This is a genomic window from Roseimicrobium sp. ORNL1, assembly GCF_011044495.1.
Classification (GTDB): domain Bacteria; phylum Verrucomicrobiota; class Verrucomicrobiia; order Verrucomicrobiales; family Verrucomicrobiaceae; genus Roseimicrobium.
This window is the reverse complement of record NZ_CP049143.1, coordinates 7,709,720-7,727,391: the sequence shown is the minus strand read 5'-3', so window position 1 is coordinate 7,727,391 and position 17,672 is coordinate 7,709,720. Positions and strand designations below refer to the sequence as shown.

The following is a 17,672-nucleotide window of genomic DNA, read 5'->3' as shown; positions in this document are numbered from 1 at the left end:
CCAGAACCCATGAACATCGCCCTCCGTTCCCCGCTCTCGCGCCGCACCTTCCTGCGCAGCACCGGCGCTGCGCTGGCTCTGCCCTTCCTGGAGGCGATGATGCCACGCCTCGGTGCGGCCACGCCCGCGCCGCCGCGCCGCTTCATCGGCATGATGACGAACATGGGCATCCTGCCGGATCAGTTCTTTCCCACCACGGCGGGTCGCGACTACGAGAGCACGCCTTATCTGGAGATCCTGAAGGAGCATCGCAATGACCTCACGGTCTTCTCCGGTGTGTCACTGCCGGGAGTGGATGGTGGGCATGCCGCGGAGAAGTCGTTCCTCACAGGCGCACCCGGGGCAAGTCGCGGCTCTTTCCGCAACAGCGTCTCTCTCGACCAGTTCATGGCGGAGAAGATGGGCAGCGAAACGCGTTTCCCCTCGCTGGCCCTCATGATTGGCTCGGACAACCTCAGCCTTTCCTGGACGCGCAGCGGCTCGATGATTCCACCGCAGAGCAGCCCACTGAAGCTCTACCAGCAGCTCTTCATCGAAGACACAGCCGAAGGGAAAGCCCTGGCCGTGCAACGGCTCAAGGATGACCGCAGTCTGCTCGATAGTCTGCGCGAGAAATCAAAGAGACTGGAGCGCGAAGTGGGCGCGGCAGATCGTGAGCGACTGGACCAATACTTCACCAGCGTGCGCGAACTGGAACACCGTCTCGCTGCCGCGGAAGGTTGGGTGAATCAACCCAAGCCGGTGGTGAAAACGCCGAAGCCCGAGGAGATCGGCGACCGCAACGATCTGCCGAAGTGCAATCGTGTCATGTTTGATCTGGTGCGTCTCGCGCTGGAGACGGACAGCACCCGCATCGTGACCGTATGCGCCAGTCTGGCGGGCATCACGGCACGCACCATTCCCGGCGTGAAGTCCAATACGCATGAACTCACGCACCACGGCAATCGCGAGGAGAAGCTCGACGAACTCCGCCGCATCGAGTCCGCGCAGTTTCACGATCTCGCCGCCTTCCTCACCGGCCTACGCCAGACCGGCGAACAGGGACACACCCTGCTGGATCAATCCTCCGTGCTGTACGGCACCAACATGGGCAGTGCCAACGCGCACTCGAACGACAACCTTCCCGTGCTTCTCGCGGGCGGCGGCTTCAAGCATGGCCAGCACCTCGCTTTTGATCGGAAGCACAACCATCCGCTGAGCAATCTCTACGTTTCGCTCATTCAACGCATGGGCATCGAAGCGGGTTCCTTCTCCAGTGGCACCACGACAATGAAGGGATTGGAGCTGGCGTAAAAATAAGAGCGTAGATCACTCTTCAGGGGAGATGGTGGTTCGATCTTCGATGGCTTCCACTTCGGCAAGATCGGCGATCTCACCGGCGACTTCGTGCATCTTGCGCTCAGGGATTGGAACGTCCAGTTCGAGCTGGCCGCGATGCGCATCAAGCACCGTCCACTGGCTGTAGGAAGACTGGATGTGATAGGCGCTCAGGAGCCGCTGCAGCTTGGCCTGAGTCTTCCCCTGATGGCTCTGGAAGATGATGCGGACCTGCCACGTGCACACGTGGTCCAGAAACTTCCGCTCGTATCGGTGCACCAGATCCAGAACTGCCCGGACCACGACACTCAATGCGATCCCCGGGATGGCATAACCAGCACCCACCGTGAGCCCAACCGACGCCGTCACCCAGATGGTCGCCGCAGTCGTCACGCCTACCACGGAGCGGCGAGAGTGCAAAATCACCCCAGCGCCAAGGAAGCCGATGCCGGTGACGATTTGCGCCGCCACCCGGCCTGAGTCTCCGGTAGTGGTCACAAACGCGAACGAACTCATGGTGAAAACCGCGGCGCCCAAGGAGACCAGAATGAGGGTCCTCATCCCGGCAGGCTTGTCACGGCGCTCCCGCTCGCTGCCGATGACGCCGCCGGCAACCATGGAAGCAAGCGTCAGCACGATACCGGCCCAGGCGGGTTCGAGAAGGTGCCAGTAGCTTTGCGTAATCCAGTTCACGACGTCAGACCTCAAGATTGAATGATGCGGACCTCCGTGAAGGCTCCTCCCTGATCATACGACCGGATTCTGCCCCACGACTGCCTCAGCCGTCAATGAACAAGGTTCGCAGCTCCCTAAGCCATCATCTCCTTGATCACACCCGAGCTGTCGCCGTGCCGCTCCGCTTCAATGCCCAGTCCATGCAGCAGGGTGAGCCAGGCATTGCACAGCGGCGTGTCCTTCGAGACGACGATGTTGTGCCCCAGCTTGACCCCGGCGCCACCGCCGGTCAGGAGGGTGGGGCAATTGTCGAGGCTGTGCTCCGTGCGGATGTTGCTTCCATAGGCCACGGCCACGTTGTCGAAGAGTCGCGTGCCATCTGCTTCCTTGGTGGCCTTCAGCTTGTCGATGAATCCGGCGAGCAGTTCGCTTTGTGCGATGTCACGGCGCTGTGAGGCATCCAGCTTCTCGCCCATGGTCGAGTGGTAGTGACTCATGTCATGCGGCGCGACCTTGATGTCCATGCTCGTGAGCAGCGTGCTCACGGGCTGGCGATACGTCAGCACGCGTGTGCTGTCCGTCTGCATCGCGGCGACCATGATGTCATACATCAGGCGAATCTCTTCGCGCCCTGCGAGGCCAGGCTTGGGCTCGGGAATGGGCGCTGTGGCAGGAGGCACCTCCAACCACTGCTCATCCTTGCTGAGACGCGTTTCGATATCGCGGATCCCCTGGAAGTATTCCTCCAGTTTGGCGTTGTCGTTCTTTCCGAGGCCACGCTTCAGCGTATTGGCATTCTCACGCACGGTATCGAGCACACTGCGCTTCTGTGCGAGCATGGCTTTCTTCTGCTCGATGGGCGTGTTGTCCCGGGAAAAGAGGCGGTGATAGGCTTCCAGCGGTCCCTTCTGCCCACCAATGGGCTTGCCGCTCACGTCCCACGCGAGTGAGAGTCCCGGACCGTGTCCCGAGCGGTCACTCTCCTCCGCGGCATTCAGTTGCAGCGAAGAGAAGCGTGTCTGCAGACCGAACTTCGCTGCGGCCACCTGATCCGCGGAGATGCTGTTGTGGAAGGTCTGCCCTGCCTGTGCATAACGATTGGCACCGGTGAGCCACATGGTGCTGCCCCAGTGACCGTCCGAGCTGTACTTGTTCCACAGTCCCTGCACGATGGAAAAGTCCGCCTTATGCCGTGCGAGAGGTTGCAGTCCCTGAGGCAGCGCGTAGCCGGCACCGGGCTCGCTGATCTTTGGAAACCACGTTTCATCCGTGATGCCCCAGCCGAAGCCAAGAAAAACAAGGCGCTTCGGTGCTGCTGTCGGAGCCGCCGCCGAAGCGAAGCGCCGGAACCCGAGGGACTCCAGCACCGGCAACGCAATGAGTGCAGTGCTCGAGCGGAGGAAGTGGCGGCGGGTGGATGGCGTGTTCATGGGAGTGATGACTTGAAGGACTACCTGGTGCGAAATTCGGCTGTGGCGACAATGGATTGGATGAACTCGCGCACGGCGTAGTTCTTCGTCTCTGCGCGCTTCACGATGCCCGCAACGACGGGTTCATCGCGGAAGCCAAGAGGACGGCCCATGGCGTATTCAAACAGGGCTTTGCTGAAGCCGTGGGCGAAGCTGTCTGACTTACCGGCGATGATCTCGCGGAATTCACCATAGTTGCGGAAGGAGCTTCCCTTGTGGAAGGTCGCCGCGGCATCAATGCTCCAGTCGATCTTCAACTTCGGATCAGGCTTCCCGTTCGCAGCGACGGCTTGATAGCTGTCCGCCGTGCGCCATTGGCCTGCGGGATCGAAATTCTCCAGACCCATGCCGACGGGATCAATCTTGCGATGACAGCTGGCACACTGGGGGTCCTCCTGATGCATGCGCAGCCGATCGGGCGTAGTGAGTGCCTTGCCTGCCAGTCGCGTCAGCGCGGGAATATTCGGTGGCGCAGGAGGCGGCGGATCATCGAGCAGCTTGCGCAGCACCCAGGCGCCACGCTCCACCGGACTCGTGTTCTCGCCATTACTGCCCATGAAATGAATCGCGGCCATGCCGAGCAATCCCCCTCGCGGTGAATCGGGCGGCAATTTCACCTTTTCAAAGCCCGAGCCCTGCACGCCCGCCAGCCCATAGTAGTTCGCCAGCACGCGGTCGATGATCACGTAGTCCGACTTCAGCAGATCACGCAGGCTCGCATTGTGCCGCAGCAAGTAGTCAAACGTGGCATACACCTCTTCACGCGCGGAAAGCTTCGTTCCATTGTCAAAGCGCGGATACTTCACGCGATTGATCTCAAAGAAGTCGAAGCGATCCATGCCGAGCCACTGGTAGATGAAAGCGCGCACAAAGGCATCCGAGCGTGGATCCTCGAGCAGCCGACCGGTCTGCGCCGCGAGCACTGTGGACTTCAGAATCTCACCGCTCTTTGCGAGCGCGCGCAGCTCCGCATCCGGGGGCGCGCTCCAGAGGAAATAGGAGAGACGCGAAGCCAGCTCAGGCGCGGTGAGCGGGCGATGTTCCGCCTCTACCGAGGGCTCGGCAAGATAGAGGAACATGGGCGAGGCCAGCACCACGGAGAGTGTTTCCTTCAGCGCGGCACCGGGCTTGTCTCCCAGCTTGCGACGCATGTCATAGATACCAAGGAGACTATCGAGATACTTCGACGTTGGCACATTGCCGCGGAAGGCCTCCGTGGCAAAACGCTCCAGCGAAGCGCGAAGATCACCTGCACTTGGAGCAGGGGACTTGTCATCAAGCGGAATGCCCAGCGCGGCAAGGCCTGGCGGTGTGGGCTTGCCCCCAGCCGACACACGCTCCACCTCCACCCAGTCGATCCACATCACGAGCTCCGGTCCAATGCCGTTGCGCGCCACGGCTTCACTGCGTCGCTTGCCTCCGGACTCGTTCGTATCCCACGCGCCTTTCTCACGGAAGTAGATGGTGCGCGTATCGTGGTCACTGTTGCCGCGCGTGAGCGTGAGCGGGAACTCGACAATCTGCGGCTCATCAATGGTGCCGGTGATCTCGCGTGTCGCCAGGACCGGACCCTGGCGGGCATTGATGCCAAAATCGAGGAACCGCCGCTCCGGAGGTGTGTCCTTTGCCACACCCGCACGCACGCGTACGATGTAGTTCCCCACAGGCCAGTTGAAGGGCACGAGCACATTGACGGATTTCAGATTCAACTCCGCGGGATGCCGCGTCTCCGGTCCGAGATAGGCGCCGCGATCCAGTGCCGGCTGGCGTAGATAGTACTGATGATACTCCAGCCAGCCCGCGCGGAGCGAATCGTTGGCGAGGTCTGCGTCGTTCTCGCCTTTCTTGTCGAAACCAAAGGATCGGGGCGAGGGTGCACCGGGAATTTTCGCCCACTCACGGCGGAAGAGGCTGTCGTTCTTCACCGTCTTGCGCACGACCGCGACTACCTCTGCATTCTCCGGCTTCGCTGCGGCTGCATCTACGGCCTGAATCCAGCGCTGCGCCCGCTCGCGTGCATCGAGTTGATACGCCACGAACTTTTCGATTACCGGAGTGAAGGTCTCTGCCTCGTAACGCATCTTGCGCTGCTCTCCTGCTGCAGCATTCCAGGCAATGGCTTCCGTCAGTGCCTCACGCCCGAGTGACTGGTATTGCTCGAATTGATTTGCCGACATGAAGAGATTCACGCCGTTCGTGTCGAACCCACCTGAGCCCGTGTCCGTGGGCAACTCGCTCACGTTGATCTCCACACCGAGCAGTTCACGAATGGTATTGCGATACTCCCGCCGGTTCAGACGGCGCATGGTGATCACGCCATTCTGATCACTGAACTGGCGTCTGGCCGCAACCATCACATGCGAGAGGTCATCGAGGAAGTCGGTCTTCGCCGTGGACTCCGGTTGTTTCTCATCTTCGGGCGGCATGTCCCCCGCATTCATGGCATTCAGTACCTTCTGCCAGCGCTCTGCGTCCTCCACCGTCTTGATGGTGAAGGGCAGGTCGTCCACACGGAAGTGGCCCTTCTGTTTATCCGCGTTGTGGCAGGAGGTGCAGTGCCCCTGGAAGAGAGCACGATGCTTCTCCGACATCGCTGCGGAGTTTGGTTCTTCAGCGAATGCGGCGACACCCAGCACGAGCGAGGCAAACAATGCGGCGCGAAGAAAGCAGTGGAAGAAAGAATGCGAAGACTTCACAGCAGGCAAGGCAATCAAGGATGGGCAGGGCTCTGCGTGAGCGTCACGCGGATGTCATCGAGGAACACTCCCTCGAACATGACTGGCTTGGGCACTTCCGCGCGATGCGACCCACGAAGGTGCATGCGGAGATGAATGAGGGCATAGCGTGAGTCCACGGGCAGCCGCAGCTCCGAACGCACCGGGCGCCACGTCCGTCCATCGCTGGGTGCCTTTTCGCTGCGTGTGGCACTGGCCAGGATGCGCGGCTCAAAGTCGGGCTCCGAAGTCTCTGTCAGACCGGCACTCACGCGCTTCAGAAACAAATCGTCACGCATGCCTTCCGGCGGCAGGGAATCGAGCGCATAGATCGTCATGCCGCAGTTCAGTCCCTGCAGTTCACCTTGGGATAGCGCGGCAAAGTGCGCCTCCACCGCCAGCGAAGCCTCTCCTGCCGTAACACCTTCCTCACGCAAATCGACCAGGCGGAAGAGGTCAGCCACGTAGCCATCGCGCACGGGCTTTCCTTCGTAGTCTGCCTGTCGGAAGCGCAACATCTTCCGCCCCTCCTCAGGCCGCACGCCATGGAACTCGCCAACCACTTCCGAGAAGTCGCCACTCCACACACCGGGCTTCACCGGAAAGCCTGTCACTCGCGGTGAGGGTCCGCTTTCAAAGCTGTCCGCGAGCAGTGTCGTCACCCGGTGCGCCATCGAGCCCACATAGCCCCACACCAGCGAAGCGCCGCACAGACCAAATACCAGCCCAGCCGCTGCCGCTGCGAGCGGGTTCCATCGGCGGGCCCATCCACGAGCCGGAGCTTCCCGCACGGGAGCAGTCAGCGCCGGAGCGCTCTTGAGTTCAGCGAGGGTGCACTCGTTATCGTTGTAGAGGAACCAAAGTTGGCGCGCCTCTGCGCTGGACTTGAGCAAGGAGGTGAGTTGAGAGGTCTCTTCTGCGGTGATTGTGTCATTCAGCGCCGCGTTGAAAAGACGATGCCATTCATTGGGACTCGAGTTTGAGTCGCTGCTGCTGTTGTTGCTGCTCATGATGCGGCCTCCGCCATCCGACGCTGCACACACTCGGCGAGTGCACGACGGATGAAATTCAGTTTGTTGTACATGGTTTGAGCGGCTCGTCCCTGTTGCCGGGCGACCGCATCGATTGCCTGTCCCTGAGTATAGATGGCCTCCACCAAGTCACGGCTTGCCGGATCCAACTTTTCCACGCAGACCTCCAGCGCTTCCGCCCGCGCGCTCCACTGGCGCACTTGCATGGCGCGTTCGGCGGCGAGCGTTTGCATCAGCTCATCATCAAAGGCCAGTCGGGATCTGCCGGTGACGCGCTGAAAATTTCGCACTTCGTAAAATGCCACGGTGGTAGCCCAGGCAATGAAGTCCGTGCCCGGCTCAAACGTGCCAAACCGCCGCCACATCGCCACGCTGGCGCGCTGCAGGACATCCTCGGCATCGTGCCGGTTTCCCACGAGTGACAGCACATACCGCAGCAGGAGTGCGTGGGCGCCATTGAGCAGGGCGACAAACTCTTCCTGCCGCTCCGAAGAGAGCGGTGGGGAAAGTTCGTGCCGGCTGGAATCGTCCATCACACCGGGTATGTATGCTGCCCCCGCCGACTTACCGAAAAAAGTTGATGCTCAGCCGAACCCGGGCTCAAGCCACCATCCTGCCACCGGCACGCGAACAGAAGAAAGGTTCAAGAATCCTCCTTCTCCACTACGGGGTGGAGTTTGTTCCAGGAGGTGATACAATCCGCACACTGTGACCGGATATCCTCTGGAGCGGTGGAGCGGTTGGTTCATTCCAATCATGGGTAAAGAACGAGCGTGATGCCCCGCAAGCCATGCAACTCCAGAGCTTTACCACCTTCAACCTGGCCATTCTCGTGCTTGCGTTGGGCAAGTGGCTGACGAGCAAAATTCCTCTGCTGCGCGAGTTCAACATTCCCGAGCCGGTGACCAGCGGCCTGCTTGTTTGCCTGATCACCACGGCACTTCACGTCTTCGCCGACGTCCAGGTGAGCTTCAATCTGGCGACCCGAGATTTTCTACTTCTGTATTTCTTCGCGGCCATCGGGCTGAACTCTGATTTCAAGACGCTTCGCGCGGGAGGCCGGCCCCTTGCGATTCTGGTTGTCGTCACCATCGGCTTCATGTTTCTGCAGAACTTCACGGGTGTCGCCGTGGCCTCGCTGATGGGACTGAATCCGCTGGTCGGGGTTGTGGGTGGCTCCGTTTCACTGCTCGGAGGTCATGGCACCACGATCGCCTGGACACCCACGTTTGTGAATGAGCTCGGCATTTCGAACGCGGGCGAGATTGGCATCGCGTGTGCCACGGTGGGGCTGGTGCTTTCCTCGCTCATGGGTGGACCCATTGCGCGCAGCCTCATCACGAGGCACAAATTGCAGCCCAAGGTCATCGAACAGCCTGATGTGGGCGTCGCGCATGGGACAAAGCCACAGGACATCGACTATTTCAGTCTCCTTGGCACGCTCTTCTGGCTGAACATCAGTCTGGCTTTGGGTAATCTTATCCAGGGTGGTCTGGCGAAATTGGATATTAGTCTTCCGTTGTTTGTCTGCTCGCTCTTTGGTGCGATCATTCTCACCAATACGGTGCCACGTTTCTACAAGGGCAACTGGCCGGCAGGCTCCCGCCCGCTTGCTCTCGTGTCTGATGTCTCCCTGGGCGTATTTCTGGCGATGTCACTCATGAGCCTGCAGCTCTGGACCATCGCCAGTGTCGCAGGGCCAATACTCGCGCTGCTGGCCGCCCAGTTTGCCCTCGCCTTCGTCTTTGCGTTGTTCGTGATTTTCCGGGTGATGGGCAGGGATTACGAGGCCGCGGTCATCAGCGCGGGATTTGGCGGCATTTCCCTCGGGGCAACGCCCACCGCCATGGCGAACATGACCGCCGTGGCCCAGAAGTATGGGCAGGCCCACAGAGCATTCATCATCGTGCCCCTGGTTTCCGGATTCTTCGTGGACATCAGCAACGCCATCGTGATCCAGCAATTCATCTCGTGGTTCCGCTGATGACTTGGCCAGCAAAGGCCCGATCGGTACACACACATTTTCTGATACACCATGCCCTTCCACCCTCACGTGTCAGATGCTGTTTCGACGGGCCATCTCCCGCCGGCCAGCCGTGTGCAAATACTGACCGAAGAAACCTACGACATGTTCCGTGATGTCACGGATGGGAAGAATGCCGACTACATTCCAGCGCTCGCGTCTGCTTCTCCCCATCATTTCGGCATCTGCCTGACGGAGGTTTCCGGGGACGTCCACGAAGCAGGCGATTCCCTCGTGGAGTTCTCCATTCAGAGTGTGTCAAAGCCATTTGTCTTCGGACTCATCTGCCAGGCACTGGGAGAAGACGATGCCCGGGAGAAACTCGGGGCCAACAGCACCGGTCTGCCTTTCAACTCAGTGCTCGCCATCGAACGCGCCGGAGACGGCACGACGAATCCCATGGTGAATGCAGGAGCCATCGCCGCTGCCAGCCTCGCACCCGGGGATACTGCAGAGGACAAATGGAACTTCCTGCGCACCGGGCTGTCCCGCTTCGCAGGTCGGGAGTTGTCGCTCGATGAGGAGGTCTACCAATCCGAAACGGCCACCAACCAGCGGAACCAGGGGATCGCGACGCTCCTGCAAAGCTACCAGAAGATCTACTGCGACCCCACGGAAGCAACGGACATCTACACACGGCAGTGCTCGCTCAATGTGACCGCGCGTGACCTTGCGGTGATGGCGGCCACACTAGCCAACGGCGGTGTGAATCCCCTCACCGGTGAAGCGGTGATTGATGCCGTGCATTGCCAGCACGTACTCGCCGTGATGGTCACCGCGGGATTGTATGAGAACTCCGGCGACTGGTTGTACGTGACCGGGCTTCCAGGAAAGAGCGGTGTCGCAGGAGGCATGATCACCGTCGCTCCAGGCAAGGGCGGCCTGGGAACGTTTTCACCGCCGCTGGATGAAGCGGGCAACAGCGTACGGGGACAGCTTGCCGCCCGCCATCTTTCCACCTGTCTCGGTCTCAATTTATTCTCCTCCCGTCCCTATGCGGACGGAGCATGACACCAGCTTTCGGGTTGGAATGGTCAGTCCCTACTTCTCAAACTTCAACGAAAGTCACCTATGCACCGTCTCCGGATCATCCACGAAACGGAATACTTCTATCATGAACCCGTTTCCTTTGGCCGGCACTTTGCCATGCTGCGCCCACGCGAAGGGCACGACCTCCACATCGAAGAAGGCCAGTCGGAGGCGTTTCCGAAGTCTTCCGTGCGCTGGTTGCGCGACATCTATGGCAACTCGATCGCAGTCATCGATTTCGAAGAACCTGCGGATCGACTCCGGGTGTTCAGCGACTGCCTTGTCACCATCTATGACGACGAACAACGCAAGGGTGTCGTCGATCCTTCCGCGCAGAGTTTCCCCTTCCAGTATGGCGCGCACGAACAGATCGAGATCATCCCCTACCGTGTTCCCAGCTACCCTCACGATGGACGTGCCGTGATGGACTGGCTCACGAGGATTTACCAGCCCGGCGAACTCGTCCCCACGCTTGATCTGCTGAACAAACTCAACACGGCAATCTTCGAGTCCTTCCAGTACGTGCGTCGTGAGGAGGCCGGGGTGCAGGTGCCCTGCCGTACGCTTGCCTTGGGCACTGGCTCCTGCCGGGACTACGCCGTCTTCATGATGGAAGCGGCCCGCCATCTTGGCCTGGCCTCCCGATTTGTCACCGGATACATCCTCATGGGAGAGGGCCAGCACGGGGCCACTCATGCGTGGACGGAGGTCTACATCCCGGGTGCGGGATGGCGTGGCTTCGACCCCACCAATAACAAGGTCGCTGGCTCTGAGCACGTCTCCGTGGGCGTCGCCCGTGAGCATGAAAAGGCCTCCCCACTCTCTGGTTCATGGTCCGGGTCATCCGGCGCCTTCAGCCACATGCATGTCTCCGTGCAGGTGTTCTCTCAGTAATGCCCCGATCTGGCCGCGCCTGAACGCCGCGTCACCTCTTCAGGCACGCGTCCACAAACTCCCACAGCGCTTTTGTTGAAGGATCTCCCTCCACACCGAGATTCGCATTGATGTTCGTGTGGTTTGTATTCGACGCGCCGAAGACGGTGGTGACTACGCCTGCCTCCTTCAGCGCTTTGCCAAAGCGCTGAGCCTGCGCGGTGGTGTCTGGATGATCTGCCACATGCAGCAATAGAAAAGGCGGGATGCCACGGTCCTTGGCCACATGCGTGATCGCGGAGTACTCGACGTGCTGCTCCGGGGTTCCGAATTTTTCACGATGGCCAAACTTCGGGTCCGGTTTGCCTTCCGCCTTCCTGCGCGCCGCAGCCACGGCAATGATCTCCGGCACGTCATAGGTATCGCCATCCACCGGCACACTTCCCTTCACGTCTGCAAAGGAAACGCCCTCCGCCTTCAGGTATTTTTCATCCGTGCAGAGCAGCGCCGCAAGCTGGGCGCCGGCGGAATGCCCCATGATGAAGATCCGCTTCGGATCACCGCCGTGCTCCACGATGTGCTGATGCACCCAACCAACAGATTTCGCGACATCTCGGATGATGTCTCCCATGGCCACCTGCGGAAGCAGCCGGTAGTTCACGGACACAAATACGAAGCCCTTTGCGGTAAAGGCTTTCGGCTTCTCCTGCACGCTGGACTTGTCTCCAGTCTGCCAGCCACCGCCATGGATCCAGATGACGACAGGCAGGTTCTTCGCACCGGGAGGTACATACACGTCCAGCACCTGGCGTTCAAGAGCAGGCTCTGCGTAAGGGATGTCACGCTTCACCGTAGACGCCACTTCTTCAGCGGCGAGCGGTAATGCCAGGATCAGGAGTGCCAGAAGGGAGCGTGCATATGCCTTCATAAAATAGAAGAAGTGGAACTGGAGTAGTAGCGGTAGCGCCCGGCTGTGGCCGATGAAGACGCATCACCATTCAGTTCCTACGCAGCCACCATCCTTGAAGTATCTTGCGGACATGGAAAAGCCTCTCATCCCGGAGGATGGAGGCTACACAACATAACACCGAGCGCTCCAAGACAGCGCGTCACCTGGCCTAGTATAGCGCCCTCATTAATTACCACCTGCAGCCACTTCACCCGAGGAAGGTTCCCACTGCGGATCGGCAATGAATCTGGCCAGCATGGTTTCCATTTCCTTCGGAGTCAGGGGCAATTGCGCACCGAGGGAAGGGCCCGACTCCGCCGCCTTGGCGTTAGTCAAACGCAGCAGGTGTTTGGTGAGGCGGATCTCAGGGTCGCTTGCAGACCGTGTGGAGGCAACGGTATCCAGGAGATCCAGCAGCACGTTGCGCGCCGCCTGGCGTCTTCCTCCAAGGAGCTGGACGCTGGCAAGGCAGCGGGAAAGAGCCAGTGATTGCGCACTTCCGCTGAAGCCATGTCCGCTGCGAACAGGAATCAGCTCCTGGATGTTCCGTTGCAGCTCGATGATTTTCGCCTCGTTCTCGCGGACATACAATTCGGGCTTGCTCCTGCTGCGCATGGCGAGGATGGCCTCCTCCAGCGCGCTTTCGAGGGCCTGCTGCCGCTCATCGAGATTCAAGCTCGTGCTCGCGGGTACGGTTGCATTGGAGGCAGGAGCATCAGGCATGGATCCCGCCGCTGAGGCCTGTACTGCCACCGTCGAAGACGGCGACTGAGACTTCGGCAGATTGTCCGGTTGGCTGGAAGTCGAATCGGAGCCAGCCTTCGCGCTCACCGCTGCAGCAGTAGCAGCAGGGGCGACCATCGCAACTTCAGCAGCCGAGGAGGGCTCTTCCTCTGCCACAGGCTGCGAGGTAGTGGCCTGCTTGGATTGCTTTTTTGCCACTGTGTTTGGATTCCGGGCGGCGGTGGTGAGATCAAGTCTGCTCGGAGCAGCCAGTGCAGGATCCGTGGAGGAAGACGAGGCGACCGTGGTGCGGCCCCCGATATCCAGGAAATCCACCGCGAACTTCGTCAACAATCCCAACAAGACGAGCACCCCAAGGACAGTCGCAATGGCCATGCCTGGCCTTCTCTTCGAAGCTTCACCCAAGCGGCGGCGTACCGCGACCGAGTCCGTGATGCGGAAGATAAGAAAACGATGGTGCAGATACTTCCTGAAGGTCGCCTTGTTCGGAAGGATCAGCGTCTGCGTGATGGGTTGCTCAGAACCATCGTCGAATCCCAGCTTCTTCGGTTCCGGCGCGGTTGTGTAAGCGCGTTCTCCCGGCACGGGATTCACGGGCAACTTGTCATCATCCAGCGGTCGCTTCGTCATCCATGCTGGGATTCCACGGCGCGGCAGCCCACGACGTTCCAGCGCCGAAGGACGCACAGACACTCGATGTCCCAACGTGCGGCACAATTCCAATTTCATCGGTGCTTGGGCTACAATTTCAACGCGACCCAGGGGCCGGGCTTCGATTTCGATTCTCTCCTTCTGTACAGGGGCAAGCTCAGCAGGTGCGAAATCCTCGGATGACGCGTCATCCGTTTCTTCCGCAACCACTCTCTCCCTCAAACTCGTGTGGAAGGTGGGCTTGGACCCTGGCAGGGGCGCCTCCTCATCCTCATCTTCTTCCTCGTCAGGGCTTTCAGTCGCTTGGTGATTTGTCGGGATGGGGAACTGGCCATCTAGCGCAAAGTTCACCACAGCCGTGGACATCTCGGACAAAATATCACCCGCTTCTACCACGACCACCTTCTCCTTCAAGCTGGTGATGAATGTGGGCTTCGACCCCGGCAGCGGATCCTCCTCCTCATCTGACTCTTCCTCCTCATCAGCACTTTCAGCTGTGGCATCCTTCGTAGTCGTCAGGGCCAGTCCTCCCGGTACAGAGACCACTGCAGACGCGTTCTTCCCGGATGAAGCTTCGTCCACTTTCTCCGCGGTCACCTTCTCTTTCGGGTTCGTGACGAAGGTGGGCTTGGAGCCCGGCAACGGATCGTCTTCCTCTTCATCCTCGTCCTCCTCCCAAGCCGCGATATCGACCGACGGTTCGTTTACCAACGCGGGACATGAGACAATCCCCGGTGATGCCTTGGAGGAGACTTCGGTCACCCCATCGCCATTCGCGACCGCTCCCTCGCTTACATCGACCTCGCCGCCCTCTGGTGAAGACTGAATCGCCGGGAACGGTGGGATCACCGGTGCGGGGATGCATGCTATAACCGGAGTGAGGTTCTCAACCGCCGCCTGCACGTCGCTCTCTACTACCGCTGGGGCAGATGCCTCATCTGCCAGCTCCGCGGAAAGCAGTGCCGCAATTGCCGCATCTGTTTCATTGCTGACAGGCTCGGATGTAACCGGCGCCTTTTGCAGTGAAAGCTGGGGCTTGTCGTTTTCAATCGAAACGGCCTCCACCGTCGGCGCCATGCCCGGATGATCGGCGGGCCCCGGGACGGGTGGAAATAATGGTGACGAATTTGTCAGATTCGTCCCGCCGATTCCGCCGGCTTCCGAGCGCATGCCGACGGCGCCACGAGCAAAAGCATCCTCCGAAGACTCACCCGCCAGCCGGATGACAGGAAGCACGCGCAGCAGCTCATCCACATCCCGCACCTGGCGAACCTTTGCCGGTGAACTCGCGAGTTTCTGGCGATGGCGCGCCTGCTTCTTCAGCAAGTGGGATGGGCATTCGGGGGCCGGCAGTATCGCCCGGCAAAAGTCATCGTTGAGAAGGAAATGCCGTACAGGTTTTTTGCGCTTGGCGGCTTCCCTCGACTCCCAGATCTGCAGTGACCAGAAGCCATCATCGTCTTCGCTGGATATCAGTGGTCCGGGGTCCACGCCGATGAGCTGGATGAACACATCGCAGTCCTGCAAAAGCGGTCCGTAGTGCCGTGCGCATTGCGAGCGGGAGCGCACCTCCGGACCACCCTGGCACACGAGACATCCCTGCGATTCCAGACGCGCCTTCACCACCGCGGCTACCAACACCGTGTCCTGACCGCGCGCAGAAAGATAAACGATGGGCGCAGTCACAACACCTCCGTCCCCCGCCAAAACGGGGGGCGCGACGGTGGCCGACGACGAGTCGATTTTCACAGGCGCACAGTGGCTGACGCAAGCAAACTTTCGACGTCTTGATGGTGACGAAATCGTTCCCCAAAGCGGAGTGCGTACGAAGGGAAACTCGCGATACATGGCCCCCGGTTGCGGGTCACACCGCAGCCGATTTGGCTATCCCTCCCCCATACTTCAGTAACTCCATCATATGAAAACTCGGCACGGATTCTACACGCTCGCTGCTCTCGCAGTGGCTGTCGTCACGGCCCTCTCGGCCCCGTCTGCGCACGCGCAGTCACCGGTCACCTATACTCAAGGTGACCTTCTTCTCGGCTTCAAAAAAGCTGGAGTCGGTCAGGATGTTGTCGTCAACATCGGTCAGGCATCACTCTATCGTGATGCCTCCTCCGCTTTCTCCGTCAACGTCGGCAACCTCGGGACCCTCCTGAGCGACACCTTCGGCGCGAACTGGTACAACGACTCCAGCCTCCAGTGGGCTGTAGCCGGCAACCCATCGAACAGCGGATCCGATTTCAACGGCGATACCTCTGGCACGTTTTACCTCTCCAAGGAACAGACGACCATTGATACACAGTCCGCCCTCTACTCCGTGAACTCGAGCAACCGCTCGATCGCGGCAGGACGCATGCAGACGCTGCAGAACCAGTTCATTCTGCAGAACTCCGCAACGGGCAACAGCAACGCTGTCGTCTGGGATAACACACTCCAGGCCGGCGCGGCAGTAGACTGGTCCGATGCCATGCTCGGCACCAGCACCAGCAACCTCGTGTTCCAGGTGTTCCAGCCAGTGCAGGTTCAGGGAGCTGATGCCACCGGCATCGACTATCCCGGCAACGCTCTGGACCTCTATCGTATTCTCGCAGGTGGCGCCACCACGACCGGTGTGACCTATGAAGGTACGTTCCGCATCGATAGCACGGGTGCTGTCACCTTCGGCCTTACCCCCGGAGTTGCCGCTGTGCCCGAGCCCAGTCGTGCACTGCTCCTCGCGTTCGGTCTCGCCCTTCCGCTCCTGCGCCGCCGGCGCGCGAGCGTCACGGGTGTGCCTGCGCTCGCCTAAGCTCCTGCACTTCCAGGACTTTTAGCTCCAGACATATTCCTCATTCTACTTCATTCCATGAAATCTAAGTTGCTTACACTTCTTGCACTTGGGATCGCCACGGTTTCCCAGGCTGCAACCTATAATGTCTATATCACTGGCTCAACCGCCGGTCGTTCTTCAGTCCACACCGCCCTCACCAATTCCCTTCCTGGTGCAACCATCACCAAGGACAACGCGGCGATTGGCAGCGCCAGCAAGGCCAACTTCACCGGCGGCACATTCAACGGTGATACGTACAACGTCTATTGCTCCTGGTCCGGTTCGGCCACGGGCATTGGCTCCCTGGTGAACAACAGCAACGTTGCGTTCATGACGGCAATCGGTGGCACCACCGAAAACCCGACCACGACGCCCACGTTCAACCATGCGGCTGACATCACGTTCTCCGACGTGTTCCAGAGCTCGACCAACTTCAGCGCGGTGACCCTGAATGACTTCACGACCATCGTGCTGCCGTTCTTGTTCTACACGAGCGAAGGCTCTCCGATCACCAACGTGACGCCCCAGCTCGCGCAGTACCTCTACATCGTCGGCACCATGCCTCTGGCGCTGTTCACAGGCAACTCCGCTGATGAAGGCAAAGGCGTGGTGGCTTGCGGCCGTGACAATGGTTCCGGCACCCGTATCACCACGATGGCGGAAACCGGCGTGGGTGCGTTCAGCTCCCTGGTGCAGTACACCCCGACGCTGACCGGCGCCAACGTGGCGATCAACGGTGTCAACATCGCTGGCGATGGCATCACCGTGACGCACACCGCAACGACCACGGCGTTGATTGTGAATCAGCCCATTCGCGGATCGATCGTTCCTGCGGGCACCAAAGTTGCCACCGTGATTGACTCGACTCACTTCACGCTGAGCAACGCAGCATCGAGCACTGGCCTTATCACCGACGGTACTCTCCGCGGCGGTCAGAACGCTGCTGCCCACACGAACAGCGGCAACGGTGGCGCCAACAGCGGCGGCATTGTGGCTGGTTATGTAGCTGCCACGACCGTCGGTCTCAGCCAGGGTGGTCGCACTCCTTGCTACTACCTGAGCTACCTCGGCGTGGCGGACGGCGTCACCGCCGCCCTCGACGGCGCGGTGCAGTGCCAGTACAATGGCGTGACCTACACCGCCGCTAACGTGCGCAATGGCCTCTACTCCCTGTGGGGCTACCTGCACCTCATGACCCGCCCTGACGTGACCACTGGTCCTGAAGCCCTCGCGGCACAGCTCGTCACCGCTCTCGACGGACTGCCCGGCACCTCCGGCCTTCAGCTCAGCTCCATGCGCGTCTCGCGCCAGGCTGACGGCGGCATCATCGTGAACGAAGCGTACTAAAGCAAACTCCTGAGCATTCAGGTTGTTTGATTGATATC

At 60.3% G+C, this 17,672-nt stretch carries 13 protein-coding genes; 6 read left to right on the top strand and 7 right to left on the bottom strand.

The window, feature by feature from the left end; genetic code table 11:
- The first annotated feature begins 9 nt into the window (after positions 1–9).
- Positions 10–1,293 (top strand): DUF1552 domain-containing protein, encoded by a 1,284-nt coding sequence (locus G5S37_RS31205; RefSeq protein WP_165210699.1) that lies wholly within the window; start codon positions 10–12, stop codon positions 1,291–1,293.
- Positions 1,294–1,308: 15 nt separating this feature from the next.
- Here the strand turns inward: G5S37_RS31205 and G5S37_RS31200 are convergent, their stop codons facing one another.
- The 5 genes from G5S37_RS31200 to G5S37_RS31180 all read right to left on the bottom strand — a co-directional run bounded on the left by G5S37_RS31200 (position 1,309) and on the right by G5S37_RS31180 (position 7,739).
- Positions 1,309–2,010: an MgtC/SapB family protein gene (locus tag G5S37_RS31200; RefSeq protein ID WP_165210696.1), complete on the bottom strand. Its 702-nt coding sequence runs from the start codon at positions 2,008–2,010 to the stop codon at positions 1,309–1,311.
- A 116-nt stretch (positions 2,011–2,126) separates the two neighbouring features.
- A complete protein-coding gene (locus tag G5S37_RS31195; RefSeq protein ID WP_165210693.1) occupies positions 2,127–3,422 on the bottom strand; it encodes a DUF1552 domain-containing protein in 1,296 nt (431 codons plus the stop codon).
- Positions 3,423–3,442: 20 nt separating this feature from the next.
- On the bottom strand, positions 3,443–6,112 hold the full coding sequence (locus G5S37_RS31190) for a DUF1592 domain-containing protein (RefSeq protein WP_240914756.1): 2,670 nt from the start codon (positions 6,110–6,112) through the stop codon (positions 3,443–3,445).
- A 59-nt stretch (positions 6,113–6,171) separates the two neighbouring features.
- Positions 6,172–7,185 (bottom strand): hypothetical protein, encoded by a 1,014-nt coding sequence (locus tag G5S37_RS31185; protein WP_165210690.1) that lies wholly within the window; start codon positions 7,183–7,185, stop codon positions 6,172–6,174.
- On the bottom strand, positions 7,182–7,739 hold the full coding sequence (locus G5S37_RS31180; RefSeq protein WP_165210687.1) for a sigma-70 family RNA polymerase sigma factor: 558 nt from the start codon (positions 7,737–7,739) through the stop codon (positions 7,182–7,184). Before G5S37_RS31180 ends, G5S37_RS31185 begins: the two co-directional genes overlap by 4 nt.
- A gap of 257 nt (positions 7,740–7,996) precedes the next feature.
- Between G5S37_RS31180 and gltS the strand changes: the two genes are divergently transcribed.
- Genes gltS through G5S37_RS31165 form a run of 3 tightly spaced genes read left to right on the top strand, consistent with a single transcriptional unit; the run spans position 7,997 to position 11,152 of the window.
- Positions 7,997–9,190 (top strand): sodium/glutamate symporter, encoded by a 1,194-nt coding sequence (gltS, locus tag G5S37_RS31175; RefSeq protein ID WP_165210684.1) that lies wholly within the window; start codon positions 7,997–7,999, stop codon positions 9,188–9,190.
- 51 nt (positions 9,191–9,241) lie between these two features.
- Positions 9,242–10,240, top strand: a complete 999-nt coding sequence (gene glsA, locus G5S37_RS31170; protein ID WP_165210681.1) for a glutaminase A — start codon at positions 9,242–9,244, stop codon at positions 10,238–10,240.
- A gap of 60 nt (positions 10,241–10,300) precedes the next feature.
- Positions 10,301–11,152: a transglutaminase family protein gene (locus G5S37_RS31165; RefSeq protein WP_165210678.1), complete on the top strand. Its 852-nt coding sequence runs from the start codon at positions 10,301–10,303 to the stop codon at positions 11,150–11,152.
- A 31-nt stretch (positions 11,153–11,183) separates the two neighbouring features.
- On the opposite strand, the gene G5S37_RS31160 is transcribed toward G5S37_RS31165, so the two are convergent.
- A complete protein-coding gene (locus G5S37_RS31160) occupies positions 11,184–12,059 on the bottom strand; it encodes an alpha/beta hydrolase (RefSeq protein ID WP_165210675.1) in 876 nt (291 codons plus the stop codon).
- 207 nt (positions 12,060–12,266) lie between these two features.
- Positions 12,267–15,161 carry a hypothetical protein gene (locus G5S37_RS31155; protein ID WP_165210672.1) on the bottom strand — a complete coding sequence of 965 codons (2,895 nt, stop codon included), beginning with the start codon at positions 15,159–15,161 and terminating at the stop codon, positions 12,267–12,269.
- A gap of 232 nt (positions 15,162–15,393) precedes the next feature.
- Between G5S37_RS31155 and G5S37_RS31150 the strand changes: the two genes are divergently transcribed.
- Together G5S37_RS31150 and G5S37_RS31145 are read left to right on the top strand one after the other, a co-directional pair.
- Positions 15,394–16,266 (top strand): PEP-CTERM sorting domain-containing protein, encoded by an 873-nt coding sequence (locus G5S37_RS31150; RefSeq protein ID WP_165210669.1) that lies wholly within the window; start codon positions 15,394–15,396, stop codon positions 16,264–16,266.
- Positions 16,267–16,323: 57 nt separating this feature from the next.
- A complete protein-coding gene (locus G5S37_RS31145; RefSeq protein ID WP_165210666.1) occupies positions 16,324–17,634 on the top strand; it encodes a hypothetical protein in 1,311 nt (436 codons plus the stop codon).
- The last annotated feature ends 38 nt before the right edge of the window (positions 17,635–17,672 follow it).